This is a genomic window from Peribacillus sp. FSL E2-0218 (genome assembly GCF_037992945.1).
Classification (GTDB): Bacteria; Bacillota; Bacilli; order Bacillales; family DSM-1321; genus Peribacillus; species Peribacillus simplex_B.
The window spans coordinates 2,015,055-2,037,204 of sequence record NZ_CP150304.1 but is presented as its reverse complement, the minus strand read 5'-3'; the positions used below and the strand labels follow the sequence as shown (position 1 = coordinate 2,037,204).

25 protein-coding genes and 1 pseudogene are annotated in these 22,150 nt (G+C 40.1%); 6 read left to right on the top strand and 20 right to left on the bottom strand.

From position 1 onward, the window contains the following. The first annotated feature begins 29 nt into the window (after positions 1–29). Both MHI53_RS09865 and MHI53_RS09860 read left to right on the top strand, forming a co-directional pair. A complete protein-coding gene (locus MHI53_RS09865; protein WP_340373354.1) occupies positions 30–671 on the top strand; it encodes an NAD(P)-dependent oxidoreductase in 642 nt (213 codons plus the stop codon). 64 nt (positions 672–735) lie between these two features. Continuing rightward, on the top strand, positions 736–1,374 hold the full coding sequence (locus tag MHI53_RS09860) for an FMN-dependent NADH-azoreductase (RefSeq protein WP_061141733.1): 639 nt from the start codon (positions 736–738) through the stop codon (positions 1,372–1,374). Between the two features lie 534 nt (positions 1,375–1,908). On the opposite strand, the gene trxB is transcribed toward MHI53_RS09860, so the two are convergent. The 7 genes from trxB to MHI53_RS09825 form a co-directional block, all read right to left on the bottom strand. Then, a complete protein-coding gene (trxB, locus tag MHI53_RS09855) occupies positions 1,909–2,856 on the bottom strand; it encodes a thioredoxin-disulfide reductase (RefSeq protein WP_340373353.1) in 948 nt (315 codons plus the stop codon). A gap of 83 nt (positions 2,857–2,939) precedes the next feature. Then, positions 2,940–4,118, bottom strand: coding sequence for an NAD(P)/FAD-dependent oxidoreductase (locus tag MHI53_RS09850; protein ID WP_340373352.1), 1,179 nt, complete (start codon positions 4,116–4,118; stop codon positions 2,940–2,942). Between the two features lie 103 nt (positions 4,119–4,221). After that, positions 4,222–5,199 (bottom strand): alpha-ketoacid dehydrogenase subunit beta, encoded by a 978-nt coding sequence (locus MHI53_RS09845; protein WP_340373351.1) that lies wholly within the window; start codon positions 5,197–5,199, stop codon positions 4,222–4,224. A 3-nt stretch (positions 5,200–5,202) separates the two neighbouring features. After that, positions 5,203–6,318 carry a pyruvate dehydrogenase (acetyl-transferring) E1 component subunit alpha gene (gene pdhA / locus MHI53_RS09840; RefSeq protein ID WP_100532583.1) on the bottom strand — a complete coding sequence of 372 codons (1,116 nt, stop codon included), beginning with the start codon at positions 6,316–6,318 and terminating at the stop codon, positions 5,203–5,205. A 157-nt stretch (positions 6,319–6,475) separates the two neighbouring features. Then, a complete protein-coding gene (locus MHI53_RS09835) occupies positions 6,476–6,979 on the bottom strand; it encodes an Rrf2 family transcriptional regulator (RefSeq protein ID WP_340373350.1) in 504 nt (167 codons plus the stop codon). A 472-nt stretch (positions 6,980–7,451) separates the two neighbouring features. Further along, positions 7,452–8,078, bottom strand: coding sequence for a DUF1054 domain-containing protein (locus tag MHI53_RS09830; protein WP_340373349.1), 627 nt, complete (start codon positions 8,076–8,078; stop codon positions 7,452–7,454). Positions 8,079–8,442: 364 nt separating this feature from the next. Beyond that, positions 8,443–9,054, bottom strand: a complete 612-nt coding sequence (locus MHI53_RS09825) for an FMN-dependent NADH-azoreductase (RefSeq protein WP_340373348.1) — start codon at positions 9,052–9,054, stop codon at positions 8,443–8,445. A gap of 422 nt (positions 9,055–9,476) precedes the next feature. Between MHI53_RS09825 and MHI53_RS09820 the strand changes: the two genes are divergently transcribed. Continuing rightward, positions 9,477–9,722, top strand: a complete 246-nt coding sequence (locus MHI53_RS09820) for an IS3 family transposase (protein ID WP_340373347.1) — start codon at positions 9,477–9,479, stop codon at positions 9,720–9,722. A 74-nt stretch (positions 9,723–9,796) separates the two neighbouring features. Here the strand turns inward: MHI53_RS09820 and MHI53_RS09815 are convergent, their stop codons facing one another. From MHI53_RS09815 to MHI53_RS09785, 7 genes are all read right to left on the bottom strand, one after another. After that, positions 9,797–10,126, bottom strand: a complete 330-nt coding sequence (locus MHI53_RS09815) for a PTS lactose/cellobiose transporter subunit IIA (RefSeq protein WP_061141740.1) — start codon at positions 10,124–10,126, stop codon at positions 9,797–9,799. 30 nt (positions 10,127–10,156) lie between these two features. After that, a complete protein-coding gene (locus MHI53_RS09810; protein WP_260320170.1) occupies positions 10,157–10,495 on the bottom strand; it encodes a PTS sugar transporter subunit IIB in 339 nt (112 codons plus the stop codon). A 27-nt stretch (positions 10,496–10,522) separates the two neighbouring features. Beyond that, positions 10,523–11,605, bottom strand: coding sequence for a MupG family TIM beta-alpha barrel fold protein (locus tag MHI53_RS09805; protein ID WP_340373346.1), 1,083 nt, complete (start codon positions 11,603–11,605; stop codon positions 10,523–10,525). A 7-nt stretch (positions 11,606–11,612) separates the two neighbouring features. After that, a complete protein-coding gene (locus MHI53_RS09800) occupies positions 11,613–11,891 on the bottom strand; it encodes a hypothetical protein (protein ID WP_340373345.1) in 279 nt (92 codons plus the stop codon). Then, a complete protein-coding gene (locus MHI53_RS09795; RefSeq protein ID WP_340373344.1) occupies positions 11,884–13,212 on the bottom strand; it encodes a PTS sugar transporter subunit IIC in 1,329 nt (442 codons plus the stop codon). Before MHI53_RS09795 ends, MHI53_RS09800 begins: the two co-directional genes overlap by 8 nt. Before the next feature lie 324 nt (positions 13,213–13,536). Next, positions 13,537–13,863: a VOC family protein gene (locus MHI53_RS09790; protein WP_340373668.1), complete on the bottom strand. Its 327-nt coding sequence runs from the start codon at positions 13,861–13,863 to the stop codon at positions 13,537–13,539. Between the two features lie 9 nt (positions 13,864–13,872). After that, entirely contained in the window at positions 13,873–13,962 is a 90-nt protein-coding gene (locus MHI53_RS09785) for a VOC family protein (RefSeq protein ID WP_340373343.1), read from the bottom strand. Positions 13,963–14,121: 159 nt separating this feature from the next. Here MHI53_RS09785 and MHI53_RS09780 point away from each other — a divergent pair, with 159 nt between their 5' ends. Next, the gene (locus MHI53_RS09780) at positions 14,122–14,469 is read left to right on the top strand and encodes a potassium channel family protein (protein ID WP_061141745.1); all 348 of its coding nucleotides are present in this window, start codon (positions 14,122–14,124) and stop codon (positions 14,467–14,469) included. A gap of 211 nt (positions 14,470–14,680) precedes the next feature. Here the strand turns inward: MHI53_RS09780 and MHI53_RS09775 are convergent, their stop codons facing one another. From MHI53_RS09775 to MHI53_RS09760, 4 genes and pseudogenes are all read right to left on the bottom strand, one after another. Next, positions 14,681–14,947 (bottom strand): CotD family spore coat protein, encoded by a 267-nt coding sequence (locus tag MHI53_RS09775; protein ID WP_081092354.1) that lies wholly within the window; start codon positions 14,945–14,947, stop codon positions 14,681–14,683. 191 nt (positions 14,948–15,138) lie between these two features. Beyond that, entirely contained in the window at positions 15,139–16,008 is an 870-nt protein-coding gene (locus MHI53_RS09770; protein ID WP_340373342.1) for a cation diffusion facilitator family transporter, read from the bottom strand. A 221-nt stretch (positions 16,009–16,229) separates the two neighbouring features. Then, positions 16,230–16,782: pseudogene (locus MHI53_RS09765) on the bottom strand (dihydrofolate reductase family protein). Between the two features lie 84 nt (positions 16,783–16,866). Next, entirely contained in the window at positions 16,867–17,667 is an 801-nt protein-coding gene (locus MHI53_RS09760; RefSeq protein ID WP_340373341.1) for a nucleotidyltransferase domain-containing protein, read from the bottom strand. A 252-nt stretch (positions 17,668–17,919) separates the two neighbouring features. On the opposite strand from MHI53_RS09760, the gene MHI53_RS09755 reads away from it, so the two are divergent. Next, positions 17,920–18,249 (top strand): antibiotic biosynthesis monooxygenase, encoded by a 330-nt coding sequence (locus MHI53_RS09755; RefSeq protein ID WP_155645437.1) that lies wholly within the window; start codon positions 17,920–17,922, stop codon positions 18,247–18,249. Positions 18,250–18,339: 90 nt separating this feature from the next. Here MHI53_RS09755 and MHI53_RS09750 read toward each other — a convergent pair whose 3' ends face one another. After that, positions 18,340–18,891: a GNAT family protein gene (locus MHI53_RS09750; protein ID WP_340373340.1), complete on the bottom strand. Its 552-nt coding sequence runs from the start codon at positions 18,889–18,891 to the stop codon at positions 18,340–18,342. Positions 18,892–19,293: 402 nt separating this feature from the next. On the opposite strand from MHI53_RS09750, the gene MHI53_RS09745 reads away from it, so the two are divergent. After that, complete coding sequence (locus MHI53_RS09745; RefSeq protein WP_061141751.1) at positions 19,294–21,093, top strand: LamG-like jellyroll fold domain-containing protein; 1,800 nt, start codon at positions 19,294–19,296, stop codon at positions 21,091–21,093. A gap of 227 nt (positions 21,094–21,320) precedes the next feature. Here MHI53_RS09745 and MHI53_RS09740 read toward each other — a convergent pair whose 3' ends face one another. After that, entirely contained in the window at positions 21,321–22,016 is a 696-nt protein-coding gene (locus MHI53_RS09740; RefSeq protein ID WP_061141852.1) for a DUF1796 family putative cysteine peptidase, read from the bottom strand. Between the last annotated feature and the right edge of the window lie 134 nt (positions 22,017–22,150).

Genomic DNA, 22,150 nt, shown 5'->3' with positions numbered 1-22,150 from the left:
TCAAACAATGCTTTTGGGAGGAACAAAGGATGAAAATTGGAATCATTGGAGCAAGCGGCAAGGTTGGAAATCTTATTATGAAAGAAGCGAAAGATAGAGGAATGGACGTAACGGCAATCGTGAGAAATGCTTCAAAAATTACCGAAACGAACGTTACTGTACTTGAAAAAGATATTTTTGCGCTAACTGGATCAGATCTTACATCCTTTGATGTAGTGGTCAATACCTATAAGGCACCAGAAGGCGAGGAACATTTATATGTAGATGCTGGCAGAGTATTGATTAAAGCCCTTAATGAAGCCCCACAGACAAAACTGGTCGTCGTGGGCGGTGCCGGGAGCCTCTTTGTTGATGAAACCCATACAACAAGACTTATGGATACACCAGATTTCCCGGACTTTGTATATCCGACTGCATCCAATGCAGCGAAACAGCTTGAGGAGTTGCAGCAATCAAATTCCATTACATGGACGTATATCAGCCCTGCAGGTTTCTTCGATCCGGAAGGGAAAAGAACCGGCTCCTATCAGGCAGGAAAAGATCATGTCATTTTAAATGGTAAAGGGCAAAGCTACATTAGTTATGCTGACTATGCCATCGCCGTAGTGGATGAGATTGAAACTCCACAACATGTGAATGAACGATTCACCCTTGTTGGTGAAGCAGAATAAATGATAGGGCTTTGATTTTACAGATCGAGGCTACTTTATAAAATTTGGAAAGCGGGTATTGATTATGGCTAAAGTCCTTTATATTACAGCACATCCACTTGATCATACACAATCTTTTAGTTTGGCGGCGGGAAGCTCTTTTATTGAAGCCTATAAACAGAGTAACCCTAACGACGAAGTGGTTCATATCGACTTATATAAGGAGCATATTCCTGCACTAGATGCCGATATATTCAGTGGGTGGGGAAAACTTCAAACAGGCAAAGGATTTGAAGAACTTTCCGATCAGGAAAAAGAAAAAGTCAGCCGTCTTGGAGAGTTGAGTGAACAATTTGTATCCGCTGATAAGTATGTTTTCGTGACACCTATGTGGAATTTCTCTTTCCCTCCTGTAATGAAGGCGTATCTTGATTCCGTTGCAGTAGCCGGGAAGACATTCAAATATACGGCAACCGGACCAGTCGGTTTATTGACAGATAAAAAAGCCTTGCATATTCAAGCGCGTGGCGGCATTTATTCCGAAGGACCGTCAGCTGATCTGGAAATGGGACACCGTTATATTAAAAACCTACTTGTGGGATTCTTCGGTGTCCCTTCATTGGAAGGGATATTTATCGAAGGACACAATCAATATCCTGATCGTGCACAGGAAATTAAAGAAAAAGGGATTCAGGAAGCAAAAGATTTAGCTCAAAGATTTTAAAGGGATCGGTATTATTAAAAAAAGGTATCACTATCGCCACATTCCTTTAGTCGGTAAACTCCAAACAAAAATATGACAGTTTATTGTTCATTACTTAAACTGTCATATTTTTTTAATTTCGAAATGAAATTTTCATTACAGGCAAAGAGAAATGAAAATATACTAATGAAAGTGAAGGTTACCGAATGGCTTTAAAGGAGATTAACAAAGATAAATCCGTTTAAAGCATTCGAATCGTTTCCTTGAAAAAGACAAAGTCCTTCAGCATATGGAGGTATATCGCAAGTCGAAGCTTTGTGCAACTTGAAGATTAAGAAGGAATAGGGATTTGGCGGATAAAGGGACACCTGGAATGGAGTCCCTGAATTTCAACGAAACTCTTTATCAGAGCCTTCAAATTAAATACCTGTCAGCTTCGGAATATAGCTTCTAATCATTTTCAAGGTTAAGGATCATATGTTCAATATGGGACAATACGAACCTTTTGCTGAATACTATCATTACCTTCGCTACTCAATCATCGTATTTTTTTTATCACGCTTTACTCCAATCATGGACTGCACTTCCTTCTACATAACGTTCTGCGTCTAAAGCGGCCATGCATCCTGTTCCAGCAGCTGTAATGGCTTGACGGTACTTGCTATCTTGAACATCCCCACAAGCGAATACACCTGGAACGCTTGTTTGAGTGGAACCCGGTTTTACAATAATATACCCAGTTTCATCTGTATTCAACTGCCCTTTTAGGAAGCCAGTGCTAGGTAAATGGCCAATAGCAATGAAAATACCGTCTGTTTCTATTATCTCCTCTTCGCCAGTTCCATTGTCTTTTATCTTCAAGCCTGTTACTTCATTCTTGTTGTTCGCCATTATTTCAATTGGTGTTTTATTTAAACTCCACGTGATCTTTTTATTTTGCTGTGCTCGATTTTGCATGATTTTTGAAGCTCTTAGTTCATTTCTCCGGTGCACAATACGTACTTCCGAACCGAATTTTGCAAGAAAATGGGCTTCTTCCATCGCTGTATCTCCACCGCCTATAACAACTATCTTTTTATCCTTAAAGAAAAATCCGTCACAGGTGGCACATGTACTAACACCTCGACCAATATTCTCTTTTTCCCCAGGAATGTTTAAGAACTTAGCAGAAGCGCCTGTAGATATAATTAGAGATTGTGTTAAAATATCGCCTAATCCTTCTACACGTAATCTATATGGGGGCCCACTAAGGTCTAAACTATTCACCCATCCTGTCTTAAATTCGGCACCGAAGCGCTCAGCTTGTTTTCTCATGTTTTCCATGAGTTCGGGACCCATCACCCCCCCCACAAAACCTGGATAATTATCCACTTCCCTAGTCATTGTCAGTTGGCCACCTGGTTGACTCCCCTCAATGATAAGGGGCTTCATATCGGCCCTAGCTAAATAAATGGCAGCTGTTAATCCCGCTGGACCCGTTCCTAAAATAACCACTCTTCGCATAATTTACACCTCTGCACCTTACTTTTATTGGAATTTATTTTCTTTTTAAAAAATGGGTAGAATTGAAACGTGAAAATGTAAAATTAATATGCTTTGCTATATAATCCTTTGATATGAGTTAAGTAACGAACATCACTAGCTCCTTTCATTAATGTTGCCGGCAAACCTTTTAATTGCGTTTTATTTCCACCGATTGTACCAACTGCATCTTTACGTCCAAGGCTTGCTAATGTGCCAGAGAATACAGGCATGAACGGTTCCATAGCACCACCGCGTATGGACCTAGCTAAGTTCACACCCACAACTTCACCCATTTGCCAAGCTAATTGAGCAGTTGGTGGATATGCCTTTCCGTCTGTACCCAATACGATAGCACTATCACCTGCAACGAATACATTTTGGTGAGATGTAGACTGTAAAAACTCGTTTACGAGTATGCGTCCCCGATTCACCTCCATACCGGATTTGGCTACTGCAGAGATCCCCTGGACTCCTCCAGCCCATATCATTGTTTTTGTCTCAATTTTTCTGCCGTCTTTAAGTTCAACGGATCTACCATCCATTTTTACAATTGGTATACCAGTAACGATTGTAACGCCACGTTTCGATAAACTTGAATAAGCCCGTTCAATTAATTCTGCAGGGAAGCCTTTAAGAATCGAAGGGCCAGCTTCTACACAGTAAAGAGAAATATCTTTAGGATCAATGTCGTATTTTAAGCATAAACTTGGTATTTTATCAGCATATTCTCCAACAAGTTCTATACCAGTCAAGCCCCCTCCGCCAACCACAATCGTACCGTCCGCTTTATTTTTTGTTTTGCTATAAGCAGCGATGCAACCTTCTACGTGGGCACGTAATCGATTTGCATCATTTACTGATTTAAGTACGAAACTGTGCTTTTCTAAACCAGGGATACCGAAGTAAGCTGTTTCGCTTCCTAGAGCAGTCACTAAATAGTCGTAACTTAATATTGCTCCGTCTTCAAGAGATACTTCACGGCGGTCTGGTCTAATTTCTTTTACCGACGCTATTTTTAAAACAACATTGTAGTCTTTAAGCAATTTATCAAGTGGGAGGGCAACTGCTTGTTCACTAAGGTCTCCTACGGCTAGACGGTGCAGTTCTGTAATGATTTGATGTGTAGCGAACCGATTCACTACTGTAATCCTTGCTTCATCCACGCTTAGGTGTTGACGGGCTGCCATGGCTGATAATAAACCACCGTACCCGGCGCCTAAAATTAAAATATGTTTTGACATATCCAATCCTCCGTCTACAATTATTTGTTTTCCTTTTTTTATATCCTTAAATACGCTATGCAAGGCGAAATTGTTTTTACGATACATGGTGGCTACGTTTCAATTAAAAGTTCATAACTTTTTTAGCTGTTTCGATTACATCTTTATAATTCGGTAACCAAATGTTTTCCGCCTCAGTAAATGCATATACAGTATCAGGTGCTGAGACACGTAATACTGGAGATTCTAAACTTAGGATTGCGCGCTCGTTTATTTCAGCGACCACATGAGCTCCAATACCAGCTTGTTTCTGAGCTTCTTGAACGACTATACAACGACCCGTCTTTTCAACGGATGCTATAATCGTATCCATATCCAACGGGCTAATCGTCCTTAAGTCGACAACTTCTGCTGATATCCCTTCTTTTGAGAGTTCATCGGCTGCTTTTATTGACTCGTGAACCATCGCACCGTAGGCAATGATCGATAGGTCTGTTCCTTCCCGTTTCACATCCGCTTTACCAATTTCTATCGTATACTCTTCTTCCGGAACCTCTTGACGGAAAGAACGATACAATTTCATATGCTCTAAAAATACAACTGGATCGTTATCACGAATCACCGAAATCAACAGGCCCTTCGCGTCATATGGGGTTGATGGTATAACGACTTTTAATCCAGGCTGTTGAGCAAGGAGCCCTTCTAAACTATCAGAATGAAACTCGGGTGTATGAACTCCCCCACCAAAAGGTGCACGAATGGTGACTGGGGCCGTCCAACGACCGCCATACCGATATCGCATGCGGGCAAGCTGTCCATTTAGGGAATCCATCGCTTCGTATACGAAACCGAAGAATTGGATCTCAATGACAGGTCGGAAACCAGTTAGACCCAAACCTATCGCAAGGCCGCCTATACCTGATTCTGCAAGAGGTGTATCGAAAACTCGCTCTTCCCCAAATTCATTTTGTAAGCCTTCAGTTGCGCGGAATACTCCCCCATTGACACCAACATCTTCACCAAAAACTAAAACATTTTCATTATTCTTTAACTCTGTACGGATTGCATCGGTGATTGCTTTAATCATCGTTATTTGAGCCATGGTCTATTTCGACTCCTTTTCTTTATAAATTTCATATTGTTCTTGTAGATTACCTGGCATTTTTTCGTACATATTCTCGATCAAATCAGTAACTTTTTGTTTTGGGTATTGGTCGGCTTTTTGTATTGCAGCTTTTATATCTTCTTTTGCTTGTTCGATTACCTTTTTTTCTTCTTCTTCATTCCAAAGGTCTTTTGCTTCTAAGAATTTACGGAAGCGTACTAAAGGATCTACCTCGTGCCATTCATTATCTATTTCTTTTGTACGGTAACGTGTCGGATCATCGCCGGACATGGTATGTGGTCCATAACGGTATGTTAACGTTTCAATGAGAGTGGGGCCCTCACCCTTAACTGCCCGTTCTCGCGCATCCCGAACTGCTGCATACACCGCAAGTGGATCCATACCATCAACTTGAACACCTGCTATACCAACTGCTACCGCTTTTTGTGCAATAGTAGCTGCGGCAGATTGCTTTTCAACTGGAGTCGAAATCGCATAACGGTTGTTTTGAACAACGAAAATCGCTGGTGCTTTGAACGCACCTGCAAAGTTCATTCCTTCATAAAAATCGCCCTGTGATGCACCACCATCACCGGTATAAGCAATTGCGACTGAATTTTTCCCGCGTTTCTTGAAACCTAAAGCTACACCGGTAGCTTGAATATACTGAGCACCAATAATAATTTGTGGCGCTAAGCAGTTAACACCTTCGGGCATTTGATTTCCATGGTAATGTCCACGAGAGAATAAAAATGCTTGATATAACGGTAAACCATGCCAAATAATCTGTGGAACATCACGATATCCGGGTAAAATGAAATCTTCTTTTTCTAGAGCAAATTGAGAAGCTATCTGTGAAGCCTCTTGACCAGCTGTTGGTGCATAGAAACCTAATCGGCCTTGACGGTTTAAAGAGATTGAACGTTCATCTAAAATACGTGTGTACACCATTCGCCTCATCAGTTCTTTTAATTGCTCTACAGTAAGATCTGGCATAGCATCTTCATTGATGACTATACCTTCTTCATTAAGGATCCTAAATGTTTCAAATTGCAGCGCAATCTCATCAAATTGCTTTTTCGCATTTACAACGGTATTTACTGATTCAGTCTTCATTTTCTTCCCTTCCTTTTCTTTATTAATTCGTGCTACACCACATACATTACAGATACCTATTATCTGTAATTATACGTAAAAAAACTCATTTAAGTCAGTACAGCTAATTTTAAGGCTCCCATAGTACAGGAACTCAGTAAAACGTGAACAAGACCCCCTATCTAAGTTCCAGGGCTTTTCGGAACCAATCTACTCCTTCTGAATGTCTGTCCTTCAATTTCAATTTTAAAGTATCATTTAGCTCTAAGATGGTTTTGCTCTTGAGATAAACCTTCATCTTCTCCTCAGCTTCTAACATAATGACATTAATTGTACAGGGTCCACAATGAATGGGGTCTTGAACTTCTTGTCCTTCAGACAAGATGCACTTTTGCCTGATGTTTGCGCACTGAAAAAAAGGCTGCTCTCCTTCAATTGCTTCTATAACATCCCAAAAATCAATCTTACTTGGGTGTTTAGCTAATTCGTACCCACCTTTAACGCCAGGCATGGAACGTACGATGCCCGACTTCTTTAATTTAGTGAAAATCTTTGATAAATACGTTTCAGAAACCCCTTGAAATGTTGCTAGTTCCTTAACGCCGACGGACCTCCCTGTAGGTAAATCCACAAAATAAGATAGACAATGCAGAGCGTATTCGACTCCTTTGCTGAATTGCATGTAAATAACCTCCAACTAAAAAAAATAGGGTCTAAAATCAATTTTCATTGTCCTAGTTTGGATACTATCAAGAAAAGAAAAAGTTTAACCGATGTTTTGGTTATATCCCTAATTTTCACAACTGAATTTCTTAATCTGTTCAGTTTTGTCACATAGGATTAGAACCATTCGTGATTTTCCGTTCAGATATGAAACATATATCAGACAGATTGTTCTTTATATCTATAATGGTAATGCATTACTGATGCCAGACCCTGTACCTATACAAGCTTTTGGCTATGTGTTGCTTATATATTCAGGAAACTGTTCAAAAATTAAAAGTCCCATAGAAGCCATGTCTTTACAGTTTCCCATTTACATTGTAGTTTTAACCGTATGCTTTAACGGTTTTCGGTAATTCATGGTGTGTAGGTCTGTAGTACGCTGATACAAGGCTAGTTCCAGCCTTTCAAAACGAGTAGTAAGCGTTTTTTTATTGAAGCGATATTTTATAAAGTGGAAATAATGTCTTGAATGTATCACCAACTAATGAAATGAACTTATCACCATCCTTCAAGATTGGATCATTAGATTGAACATGGCGACCAACAAGGAACTCTGCCTTTTTCACGTCTCGAAAGCGCTCTAACGATTTTTCCAATCCTTCTTCACCTAGATTAAAAATTGATTCGGATTCTTTTTTCATATGGTCAATTGATAGGACATAATCACTCGGAATCAGCTCGCGAATACTATCAATTTCCTTGAGAAAATTACTCGCAATTTCCTTCTTGTTAGGTAATTCGTAAATGAATGCAAGCCATATGAAAACATGGTCATCGAATAAGCCTACTTGAAAATGCGGAAGCATTTTATATCCTTGTTTGTTTGCTGATATCGCTAGCCAAGTGTCTTTCGGAGCATTAACCGTTCGTCGTGCGTGTTTTGCAATATGCAAAAACATTTCATTTCCAGCTATTATTGACAATTCATCCGTCAGTGTGTCGCCCATTGCTTGAAACTTCGGCCGAATACGATCTTTTATTGCTTCCATTCTAGTTTCGAGTCCTTCAATTGTAAACGTGTCAAAATCAGTTTGATCAAATCCATTGAAATGCATGTACCAAACACTCCTTTACTATATATATATTTTTGGCAGCATCTTTTCTATTTTTGGCTAAATCCGTTCTTTCATTAATTGCCAGTAAGATGTTATCAAAAACATCGTTTCAAGTTACCTTTTCAAACTCTTGGGTTTAAACGGATGAGAAAAATTTATTCATCTCCTTGAGTAGACAATTCAATTGCTCCATATTTATATAGGACTGGATCATACCCCAAAGAGCGTAATACATCATATTTTCAGATTTTTTAATCACATTGAATATGGCAGCTGACCCTCCTGCCGAACTTATCTTAAAATGACGACCAATGCCGGTTTCAATGAATGAGTCATCTTTTTGCCAAGTCCCTTCTCTTCATTATTAGAAATCGGAGGCAACCTTTACTACCATGTCCAAACCATCTTCTATGATTCCTTGTGAAAGACCAGGATATTGTGTATGACCTTCAATCACGACCGTTTCAAGTTCAGTAATGCCGAGGTAATGAAGCCAATTAGTTACAAAATTAACGGCCATCTCCTTTGATGCCATATGTTCAGAAGAGTAATCCGAACCACGAGCACATAAAATAGCAACTTTTTTGTTACTAACTTGAGTTTTTCTTGCTTGGGAAAGGTAAGAAATATAGGTTATTAATGGAGCAGGAACTGTGTAATACCATAATGGAAAAGCGAAAACTACCTTTTCTGCATCCAAGAACTGCTTTAAGTAGTGTTCAACAATATCTGTAGCTTTTGCTTCTTCCGCTGTTAACTCTAACCCTTTGCTCCGCTTGAATCCTCCTGTAATAGCTGCATTCCCATAATACGGAAGGTTAATATTGAATAAATCTAATTCAACAATCTCTTCATTTCTGGTCGTTTCTTTAAACGTGTTTAAAAATTTATTATACATTTGCACACTAATTGCTTGATCCTCAGGACGATCGTTATTTTTTACAAATAAAATTTTTGACATTGTTTTTTCCCTCATTTGTTTTTTATTTTCCCAGCAACTGAACCAGTATGGGTTTTATATCGTCGTTGGTGGTGGTCTTCCACTCTTGATAAATTCTTAAATACTATCAAAATGATATTAGATATCTACATTATCTATAATTGATGATAAAAAAACGTTCCCCTATACGCTTAATTGAATGTTGATTTCTTTCACTCTCCTCATTTCCTTCCTATTCTTCAAATTCATTTATGATTTACAATTAGAGATATCATATATCTGTATTATATATTATTATTGATTCATGTCAATGAAGATGCACCAACTACAGATTTTGGTAAAAATTCAGCTTTGTTCCTTTCCACAGCCATTATCAGCTAAATCTAGATAGACCACCGATTAACATTGAATTTCAAGGCTGCGGCTATTTTTCTTCGTCCGTTCCCCACCACTTATCCTTGATCGTTTTGGACAAGTTTCCTTTACTTGTTAACCTTCGCTCCAACCAAACCAACAGCAGTTATCGAAAATTTGTTTGGCATGTTAAAGTCCAAATGCTTTTTCTCCAAGATTTTGAAAGTATGGATCACTTTGAAAAGGAATTAGATGATTATATTCATTTCTATAGCCACGAACGTATGAAGGAAATATTAAAAGACCTGAGTCCGATAGAAAACCGAACTCAGGTCTTAGAAGCTGCTTAAACTATAGGTCTAACATTATTGGGTCAGATCATTTTTCAATGACTTTTTAAACCACCAAGCGCGCCAACCCTCACTTAATGAACCTTTTGTATTTTCTCATGTAATTCCACGATTTCCATCGCTAAATCTTTTGTTGTCATGGAAGTCATCAGGTGATCTTGAGCATGAATCAGCAGCATTGGTATGTCGAAATTTTCACCATTCACTTCCGCTTGGATCAAGGCGGTTTGGATTTTATGTGCCGCCACAAACTCTTGCTCCGCTTCTTTCAGCTTTTCTTGTGCATTGCTGGATTTGCCTTGCTTTTGCAAGGAGATGGCTTCCATTGCGCAGCTTCGGGCATTCCCGCTATGGAGGATCAATTGAAAAGATAGTTCAGATAACGCCTCTTTCGTTTTCGCCATATTAGCACCCTCTCATCTCTTCAAAGTGAATTATTTGGATATTAATTGAATGGCTGTTTTCAGCACTTCCTTGCCATTGCATGATCCGTAGTGCATCGGATTTATGGTATCTACCGGCACGCCCTTTTCATCTCCGATTTTCCTAATATCATTAAGTAAGTAACGAACCTGCGGCCCTAACAAAATCACGTCCACATCGTTAATATGATTTCTCACTTCCGTAGTGGCTACTGCCTGGATTTTCGCATTCACTCCTTCTTCCGATGCCGCTTTCTCCATTTTATTAACCAATAGACTTGTAGACATTCCTGCAGAACAGCATAATAGTATATTCATTACATTTTCCTCCTCATAATTCCCTTGTTTTATTTGTTTCCTGTCAAACTTTGCTCCAGCTTAGTTAATCAATCTGAATGAGCTCCATGGTTTAATATAATCCAGTAAAAAACGTTCTTCCTCCACTACTTGTGCAACAAGGTTTTTCCGTTCATCCAAGGGCATGTCCCGTAAAATGACTTGAAGCTCTCCTTTATATTTTCCAAAGGAATCATTGCCGATGAAAACGCCCCCTTTTTGCTGTGGAACACTTTTCCGAATCGGAAAATTTTCCTTTCCGTATTTTTTCCTTACTTCAACTGATCGGACCATATACTCACTAATATCACCACGGCGAATATGTATCTCATCCAAGGTGACTTGATGCTCGATGGGAGATGCATCCGAATGGAGCTCCACTTTCAACTCAATCATGTCCCGCTGTAAAGCTCCCAGCATTTTCAATTCCGCTTCACTGGCATAAGCGTTTCCAATTATCACATCATCAATTAAGTTTGTGGCCCATAAATGCTTGGCTTGCACATCAATGGAAAGTTCACGATGCTGTTCCAATGTGCACAATCCATCGTTGATGTTCCACGGCCCTATGTCACCCGTTTGTGAAGTAACAAATGCCGCTGTCCGGATGCCATGTTCTTTAAATCGCTTGCTGCAGGAGATGAAGAACTCATAAGGCAGACCCGTGAATTTTTGCGGATAAAAATTATGGCACCCAATGACTTGATCCTTATTTGCTTGATGCGTCAAAATATTCGTTAAATATTCGACATCATTGCTCATATTCAATTCAATTTTCAATCCATAAGGATTAAACGTCATTTTAGCTTCCTTCAAGCCATCAAAGCCCAAATCGAGACGAACGCCGTCCGCTCCCATTTCTGCGAAAAATCCTAAATCATCATAACTTATATTAAAATTGGCAAAAACAGCCGGCGCAACATCAAGGATGACTTCCATATCCAGCGTTTTCGCATAAGAAATGATATCTTTATATTCTTCCATGACGACTTCATAAGGTTTTGAAACCGATAATAAGCATGTGAATATCCGCTCAAACCCATAGCGATGGGCTAGTTTTATATACTGCTTGTCGAGATCCGGTGTAGAGTGTTCCGGATAAATCGATATTCCCAATCTTCTCATAGCTCATTCACTCCTCATTTTCTTTCCATTGAACCCGCCTTGCCTGTAACCTCATTAAATAGTCACGGTAGCGTGAAGATACCATTACAGAACAAACAATCGTTGGCATTATAACAATTAAATAATGGGTTGACCCTAATGCGCTAAACAAAATGATGGAAATGCTAATGATTAAAATGGTAACGCCGACTGATTTCCAAGGTGTTATCCATTCAGCTAGCTTCGTTCGCGAAAATAGGATTTGGGCACCGACAAAGGATAGCAATGCCCCTATTATTTCAAGCATATTTAATGCCTGCCTTTTTTTCTTCCGCTCCATCTTCGCTTTTATTTTCATCACGCAGATGCTGCTTTTCGAACATCTTGAAAAACGGAAAATAAATCATTAATGAAATGAAGAAATTCAATATAACTAGAACCCCAGCCATGATGGTCCAATCCGTGCTGATTACAGCGGCTATCGGGCCGAAGACCGTAAACGGAAGCTTGGCCATGATCATGGGAATCATTCCTAATTGAAAGAACGTGTAAGAAACGATGACATTCACCAAAGGAGCAACAATGAACGGGACCATCAATATCGGATTCATGACGATAGGTGCCCCGAAGATGACAGGTTCGTTAATATTAAAAATCCCCGGAACAAAAGATAGTTTACCCAGCTCTTTCAAATACTTCGATTTTGAAAATAGGAATAGTACTACAAGCGATAAAGTCGATCCTGCCCCGCCAATCCAAACGAACCATTGAATGAATTGTTCGGTAAATAAATTGGGCAGATTCGCCGCATTACCGGTTCTTGCAAACGCATCCATATTTTCGAGTATCGCGGAATCCCACATTGGTCGTATGATCGGTCCCAATATGGCCGGTCCGTGAATACCAAGCGACCAAAAGAAAACGATGAGGAAGACGGTAAGCAAGCCGCCTATTAAACTATTACCGACCAATAAATTTTTGAGAGGAGACACCAATGTCGTGATGATCGAATTAATATCAAACCCTAAACCATAACGAATGCCCCAGAAAAGAAGGACCACGACCAATGTTGGAATCAGGGCTGCAAAGGAGTTGGACACCATTGGCGGGACACTTTCCGGTAATTTGATTTTGATGTCCCGTTTTATGAGAAAATGAAAAATTTCAACGGAAATCAATGAGGTGACGATCGCTCCGAACAAAGAAGCTGCACTTAAAGCGCTAATAGGTAACCATCGCCCCGCATCAATCACCCCTGGAACAGTTTCCATGACTTGGGTAGGCACCACACATGTAATCAAAAAAGCTAAGACTGATAGAAAGCCTGCACTGAGCTGATCTAATTTATAATGACCAGCAAGAGCCGAACCCACCCCAAATGCAGCATAAAGTGCCATCGCCCCAACTGTAAATCGGAAAGGTACATCCAATGCAGCTCGGTAAGGAGCGATCCATTCATCATACCCATCAATTGGGAAATTCAATAAAATAACAAAAAACGAACCGATAATCGTTAAAGGAAGTGTTGCAAGGACACCGTGCCGGATTGCTAGCAGATGTCTTTGTGATCCAATTTTATTTGCCACTGGAAGCACCTTCGACTCGAGTACATTCATAAAACTATTCAATAATCTTTCCCCCTTTATGTAAAAAGACTGAAAAAACACATTATTCAATAATAAACATTATAACGTTATACTTATTATGTCAATCCTTTTTTATATGGAGATCATGGGATTCTAAATCAAACGAAGGGTGTCATTATCAAGCCTTTTTTAAGCAGGTAAGGATGGGAGGTGGTGGCGAACAATAGATAGAAAAGAATGAATAACGCATGAAAAAAGCAGGGAATTGTTTAAATAAAAAAGGAAGCATATCCCCCTCAAGGTCTAGTGCTTCCTTCATTTTGATACTCAATCAGTTTGTTCCGGCCATGTTCAAAAAGGCGTTCGTCATTCTTCCAAGTCCCACTGCGGATTCCAGACCACCTCCCAAAGATGGCCATCAGGGTCTTTAAAGTGACCGGAATATCCTCCCCAAAACGTATCGTGTGCCGGATCGGTTATTTCGGCTCCCGCTTTATATGCTTGCAGCAATGCACGATCAACTTCTTCCTTGCTTCCTACATTATGGCCAATCGTGAATTCAGTGGAGCTTGCCTGCGACAATGGAACCTTAGCCTCATGGGCTATATCGCTTCGCTTCCAAATGGCAAGTTTTAGGCCTGCTTGCAAGTCGAAAAAGGCAACGGCTCCGTGCTCGAATTCCTTCCCTATAATCCCTTCCGTTTAAAAGCCCATTCCATCTTGATAGAACGCCAGCGATTTTTCCAAATCATCCACGCCTAACGTAAGCACAGTAATACGCGGTTTCAACATATTTCCCCCCTTTTTGAATCTCCCCATGGTAACCACTACAATCGCACCTCCTTCTTTTTTTGTCAAACCAATCTAATTTCCTGTATAGTGAAAGGATTAGCCAGGATTGAACAATTACTGCCTAATCTGAAATGAAACAGAAAGGAATTTTGATTACCCATGATATCATTTATCCTTACCCTAAAACGTTTTTTAAAAGCGCTATGGTCCGCTTTTAAAATGAAGAATTTCCAAGTTCTTTTCGCCTTGGTCCTGGTCATGTTACTTTCCGGAACCATTTTCTATGTTAAGCAGGAAGGGCTGACCGTAATTGACTCTCTTTATTTTTGTGTTGTCACTCTAAGTACCGTTGGCCACCCCGGTTTTGAACCGCAGACGACGTTCGGAAAAGTGTTCACGATGATTTATATTGTCGGCGGCACTGGGTTATTCATGGGCTTGATTGGTTATCTTGCCTACGCCATCATAAAGAAGCGGGAAAGCGAGAACAAAGAAAGCAGGAAGTGAAGATATGAGGAATGCTCAATCTGAAAGGCATTCCTTTTTGTTCATCAACATTCATTATTTATGTATAACAATCGGTTCGTTTTTTTCTGTTGGCACTCCCTATTTTCATCCATTTCACGGCAATTTTTACGGTACCTGCCCATTTCAACCGCTTCGCTGCATCCCTTTAATAAAAAAGCACCCAGGAATGGGCGCTCCATTACATCCTTATTCATCTGTCCCAGAAGGGTCTGCATCTATTATTATTGTTCGGGTTACTGCCACAATTAACGTTTTCTTCAACCGTTTCATAAACGTCTCTCTCATATACAGGATAGTAATGCTCATTTCTAACCACAGTCCTATTAACATTAATCACTTCCGTTGGATGAATATGCTTCACGACACGCCGATTTGTTCTCGTATTCACCACGGTCCTTGTAGGATCTGTAATCACTTCTTCCCTTTGTTCACGACATCTTCTACAATTACAACTCATAAAAACACCACCTTTTTTTTACTTCTTTGTAGCTTATGATATTAGGTGGAAACTTGTACTAAGCAATAACACTATTTTTTGAATGCAAAAAATCCCCCTCTAACAATTTAGAGAGGGAGTATCTGCCATTACATGTATATGCATTTGTCTAATATGTTGGTATATCTTCGTTCAAAGGAAAATCAGCATAGTTAATTGGGCTCAACATGAACATGTACATCATACACCCCATGTTCATTCATCATCACTTTTTCTACATGTGTTGCAATATCATGTGCTTCTTTTATATCCAATGTGGAATTAACAAGAATCACAACATCGATGACTTCATTATTGCCATAATTTCTCCCTTTAATTTCTTTTATACCCTTGACCCCATTCACATTTGTAATGACATCTTTATAGAGATGGATTTTATTTTCATCGAATCCGTCTGAAAGCTCATGAGAGGATTGGCTGAATATTTCCCATGCTGTTTTGCATATTAAAAGCCCAACGATGATTGCCGTCAGCGGATCAAGCCATGGCATGTTTAGTTGGGAGCCGAAGATTCCGATAGCGGTTCCAATACTTACCCAAGCATCTGAAATATTGTCTTTCGAAGCGGCCATAACGGCTTTACTGTTAATTTTGAGAGCCAGCTTTTTATTATACCGATATACAAAATACATGGCGATTGCTGATAAAATTCCCACATACCCTGCCATGGTGTCAGGCGACTCCTTGCCCCCGTCAAGCATGGACGAAATGGCATCGATCAATACCTGCACACCAACGGCAAACATGATGAATGATGCCACCATGGAGGCAATCGTTTCACTTTTCCAATGACCATATCCATGATCTTTATCGGGGGGTCTTTGGGCTAGCCTTAATCCAATCAATACGGCAATGGATGCGATAATATCAGTCGTATTATTCAAACCATCCGCTTTTAGAGCAGCTGAGTCACTTATGTATCCAATAACCAATTTTATAATAGATAGACAAATATAAGCAATGATACTAATGATTGCACCACGTTCGCCTAATTTGAGGTCATAATATTTCTGTTCTTCCATTCAACTTCCCCCCACAATTAAGTACTTGATTATCATACCAACTTAAAATTGGGTGGGTCTATAGCAACCTTTTTGTATCGTTTTATATATGTAAGCGCTAGGTAACTATGTTGGATGAAGCAAACTATCTGAAAAGAATAAATATAGTTTCTTTCATCAGCGGGTCAATAGATTTTAACAACAAAAAAAGGGCCGCTGCCGCAACCCGATCACTGATTCCCCTAGGTATAGATAATTTTGTATGTGGGTTTGATCACACCGTTTGGATACTGCGTCATTTCAATTAAATCCAGTTTAAGCAAAGGCTTGACGCTGCCGAAAAGGGGGATGCCTTCCCCGATGATGATGGGGGTTCACTTTCAGTACCAATCGATCGATGAGTTTATGCTTGATTAAATTCCCGGCAAGTTCGCCTCCGCCGCATAACCATAGCTTACCTTCCCCTTGCTGCTTGAGATTTTCAATGAATTCCACGGCATTTCCCTTGATGAGCTCCACTTCCTCGTTCGATTCGAACTGAAGGGAATTTGAGAAAATATAATGCTTCAGCCCCTTATAGCCAGGTTCACCCGGTTTTGCGCCGAAATGAAAGCCAAACTCATATGTTTTCCGCCCCATCAATACGGCGTCATATTGCTGAATTTCCGTTAAAAAATCCGGGACATGCTCTCCTTCGAATAAAAAGAGGGAATTACTGGTATCTCCATCGATTATGCCTTGGTCCGCAATGAAATGGTCCAGCGATACTGCCACATGATAAATCAATTCAGCCACGTTAGACATCCCTCCGTATTTGTTCTGAAATCGTGATCTAAACACAAATCAATTCATTTAAATCTTCTGCTATGAAAACTAAGATCAAGTAGCCATTTTTATCATCTTTTTAATCAGATCTTCATTTGGTTCGATGTCCATCAGCATACTTAGGCACTTATTCAATCTAAGGAATTCCGGGATCATCTTTCCCATCGTTTTCATGATTTCACTAGGATTGCGATCGCTGCCCCATTCATTTAAGAGGTTTAATTTCTTTTCATCCAATTTACTTCTTTTTCCTTCCATTTTCGTCCATGCTCCATAGGAGCCGTCTAAATGCTCCCCCATTTCCATATACCAGCCATGGACGATGTGCCAGCGCACTTTATCGAGATTAGATCGTGCATATAATCTCTCCCCCCTCATAACAGCTCGGTATGTTTCATGGATAAAAGCAAGCAGTTTCCCCCGCCAAAGTTCCACTTCCTCCACTGTAGACTTGTAAGCAATGTCTGCCGATGCCTCAACAACCTGACTCACGATATTAAAGGGATCATGGCGGATTTCAATTTCCTTCATCCAGATGGAAGGTACAACTTCCTCAGGTGAATGATACCAGCTATCGACTTTGACGAAGGTATCATAATGTGTGACGATATATGGTGAAGATGAATGGTGATCTTCATGAAAAGCGGCATTCCCCCAGCCATTGGCTCGTTGCATTTTTCCCTTTAAGTAAGCTGCTTTCCGCTCTCGGATGACAACCGTATGCAGATCGATATCAGAGTAATCATCAAAGTTCCCTTTCGCTAATGACCCCGAAAGGTATATGGCCAAAACATCCCGGTCAGCCGATAGGTCCTTTATTGCATGAAGCAACAAAATATCACGATGCTTGGGCAAATAGGAGTCTCTTTCCAAATGTTCACTGAAGAATCCCACACATAAAACCATCTCCTTTTTTTAACAAACCTTCAATGTACTATATTCGTTCCAAAATAAATAATCTCCTTCCCCCTCTTGCATAATGGACCAAACATATCTTGAACTCCACGACCCACCCCATTGCTTGGTTTGCCGGCTTCTGAATGTCCCTATCCCTGCATATCCTGATAGGTTATGATTTTAAAAAAGTCAGTTAAAGGGGGAAATCCATTGATGTTTTTTGCAAATACACCCGAACCGCCTTACTACGCTTGTATTTTTACGTCAAACAGAAGTGAAGGAGATGCGGCAGGCTACGATTCAACCGCTGATTTCATGGTTGAGCTTGCCTCTCAGCAAGAAGACTTTTTAGGAGTAGAGAGCGTAAGGGATCAAAACGGTTCAGGAATCACTGTATCTTATTGGAAATCCCAGGATTCAATCAAGCGCTGGAAGGAGAATGCTTTACACAAAAAAGCTCAGGAAAAAGGCATGAAAGACTGGTATTCCTCTTATTCCGTACGTATTTGCAAGGTTGAAAGAGAGTACCGCAACAAGTGAGAAAACTTAGGACCTCGTTCCGGCATCAAGTTCATAAAAAAGACCGCTTTACAGCGGTTTAAAAAAAAAGCATGGATTTGTTTCATGACGTTAGATGATTTTCAAATCTTTTTTTATTAGGGAGTACATCAATAAATCATCAAATTTCCCACAAGTATATTCATAATGCCTAAGCAAGCCCTCTCTTTTAAAGCCTTGCTTTTCCACCAGTCTTTGGGATGGAATATTGGCGGGCTCGATTAAAGCCTCGATCCTTTCCAATTGAAAATGATGATAGCCATACCTGACGACGGCTTCCAGAGCTTCACCTGCTATGCCTTTTCCCCAATGAGCTTGATTTAGTTCATAGCCAACTTCTGCCCGGAAATGTTTAGGGGCCCTATTAAAAAATCCACAGCTCCCGATCACCTTCCCGTTATCTTTCATCGTTATTCCCCATCTAATTCCTGTACCTTCTTTGCGGATGGACTGATACCAACCGATTTCCTCCCACACTTCATCGACTGTTTGGAAAGGCTCCAATCCCATATGCTTCACGACCTCGATATCAGTTAGATAGTCAAGCATATCACCCGCGTCCGCTTTTGTTGCTTCACGCAATATCAATCTTTTCGTCTCAATAACCGGGAATTTGTTTTCCATATTTCTCCTCCTCTGTTACCATACGCACCTTCCAAGCTACTGTATAGGATTTGCCTTCCAAGATGTCTCTTTCTTACGACCGTCAAAATAATTATCCATATATTAAAGTTGAATTTCTTCACGGATATAGCGATTTTTTGATTCCTTAATGCCGTCAGTTTCAGCCGCTTCACAGCTTATATAGAACTTAAGTGTCATTATCTTCCTGATATCAACAGGTCGAATAGGCCTTTTTTACCTATCCTTAATAAGTTAACAAGAAGATAAGCAAACTAAATGATATTGCGGTATAAATCTTCTTTCCTTACATAATTCGTTAAAGATATCAGGATGACATAAGGAATAACAATATAGCGGCTATTCAAATAGTGCTTTATCTAATTGTAATGGGGTGCATGTTTTATGAAAATGAAAAAAGCATTTATTGGTCTAACACTATTATTCATGATTGTTCCCGGCATTGCCAATTCGGCAAACTCCATACATCCCGATGCTGAAAATGATCGAGGCACGATCCTGGCTGATTGGAAATTCACAAGACAGCATGTCAAAAGTGGTTCAATCGATAAAGGAAACTTAATGATCGAGGATACAAGCAAGCACGGAAACGATCTGGAGATGGCAACCATCGGGGATGCTGCCTCCCCTGAATTAAAAGGATTGATTCAATGGTCTGAAGAAGATTATCATGATCGTGAAGGGGTGGATAGCCTAAAATTCGCTAATCAGGAAAACGGGCCTTCAGGACGATACTTCAAAACCAAGAAAAACGCACCGATCAATTCAGAGAAATTCGATAATGGATTCACAATCGAAGCTATTTTTAAATTACCAGCTAAAACTAAAACCAACAATGGGTTAGGACTTTTCTCCAGGCAAGGAAAAGCGGTCGACCTTAATAAAATGGACGGCGACAAGAAACTTCTTTCTGCCCTTACTTTATCAAGCGATCAAAAAATACATTGGACAAGCCACCCTTCCAATCTAACTTATAATGTAAGCAATTGGTCAAGAGCGTTAAATGCGGATGAATGGTACCACTTGGCTGTAGTCAATGATGGCAGCGCGACCACCTTGACTTTAAATAGCATAAGTGATTACGGAGAATCGGAAAAGGCTATAGGCATTGCGGGATTGACTGGGAAGGGCTGGAACATCGGAGCATCCGAATGGAGCAATAAATTGGATAAACTATTTGCGGGGAATATCGAGGAAATCCGGATCGCCAATAAAGCATTGACTGAAAAAGAATGGCTTGTGAAGGATCCCCGTGACGATGATCCCTTCGAAGGCTCTAATAAATCAATGCCCCTTTTGACGAATAAAAAAAATTATAATTTCGTTTTCATTCCTGATACTCAGAAATATTCAAGCCAAAACCCAGAGATTTTCAATAGCCAGATGAATTGGATTTCCAAGAACACGAAGAAGAACCATATCATCATGAATTCATTCGTAGGTGACATTGTCGATAGTGATACGGAAAAACAATGGCAAAACTCACTTTCAGCCATTTCGAAATTGGATAAGCAGCACATCCCCTATATGATGGCGGCAGGAAATCATGATTATGCGGCCGGAAACCCATTCCTAACACACTATGGACCGCACCGTTTTCAAAATAAAGCATACTATAAGGGCTCATCCCAATCCGGGTACAGCTCCTTTGCAATCGTTAAGGCCGGTAGTTATCAATACTTGGTCTTGATCGTTGATATGAAAAACCTTCATAAAGACTTGCAATGGGCGGAAGGTGTCCTCGATCAGCATCAGGATAAACCGACAATCCTCGTTTCACATGATATCATTTTCCCTGATGTGATTAATAACGAAACCATCGCCGCTGAATCGGCCAATGGCCGGCTGATATGGAAAGAACTCGTAAAGGATCATAATCAAGTTTTCATGACGGTCAATGGACATTATTTCGGCATTGCTCATCAAGTAAAGAAAAACAGAGCGGGGAATGATGTCATTCAAATGGTGGTCAATTATCAATCGGATTATCGTGGCGGGAATGGCTGGCTAAGACTTGTCGAATTCAATGAAAAGAAAAACCAATTGTTTTTCCGGACCTATTCCCCATATGTAGACGAAATGACTAAAAAGGAAAGAACCTATATTGATTATAAGTTTTTAACAGGTGCAAATAACTCATTTATTTTGGATTGGGATTTCAAACGGCGTTTCACCTTTAAATGAGCCCTATCCCCAGACATCCGTTAAAGAAGGAGAGCATGTTTAACCAAAACATGCTCTTCCTTCAATTTGCTAGTGACCAAAAGAGGGACTACTCATGTCTAATGCTCGAGCAGGCACCCCTATTTGAATCATTTATCTGTCCATTTCTTGATCGTATTCGTCGTAATCCGGCTGAAACTCCGAATCATTTCCCCAAACCATAATCCTGTCAAATAATCACGGTTACCTTAATTCTTCCAGTAGTCCGTTATGGCCAGTCCATCATAAACATGATCCCACATGGAATCATCATTAGGGCTTTGGCTTGGAACCTGTGTCGTACAAATCCCGTCAATTCCCCAGTCGATTTCCTTAACACTCGGTATATCTGCTATTGGATCAAGGAACAGGATGTTACATTTTCCAGGTGTCATACCTGCTAAGATAGATCGCAATTCAAGTGCTTCCGGAATGCTTACTGCCCCCCACCGGATAAATAGAACGGATTGGCTGTTTGCAAGTATTTCAATGAATTTTCTTATTCGGTCATTAAGCTTTTCCTTATAGGCGGGGTAAAGTTGTCTCCAATCCTGCTCCTCAATGATTGGGAAATCGTGTACCGAGATAATATTATACGTGCTATCCTGAATAAAATGCGCGTTTTGCTTCTTCCTGCCCTCGTCCGCAAATACGGCATCTCCATCATCAAGATACGCGGCAACACCATCTATACGCTGCATTTGCTTAATGTCCATAAACCCATCAAATCCGTTCTTCAACAATTTGTTTACATCGGATAATGAATTAGATACGACCCAATCAAGCGGGAATGAAAACCTCCTTAAATTATGCCGCCTTAAATTAAGTGAAGGACCGCACCAACTGCCCAAACTTATTATGACATCATATTTCCCTTTAATATCTTGTAATTTCAAGTCAGCCATCCTCTCTATTATTTTCCCTTCATTCACCGAGCATTCTCAAGGATGTTAGTGTCCGTTTATTCTAATCCCCCTTCTTTTCCTCTTTGTTCAGGTATTATATAGACAATCCAGCCATAACGATGCTTAAGCTCATC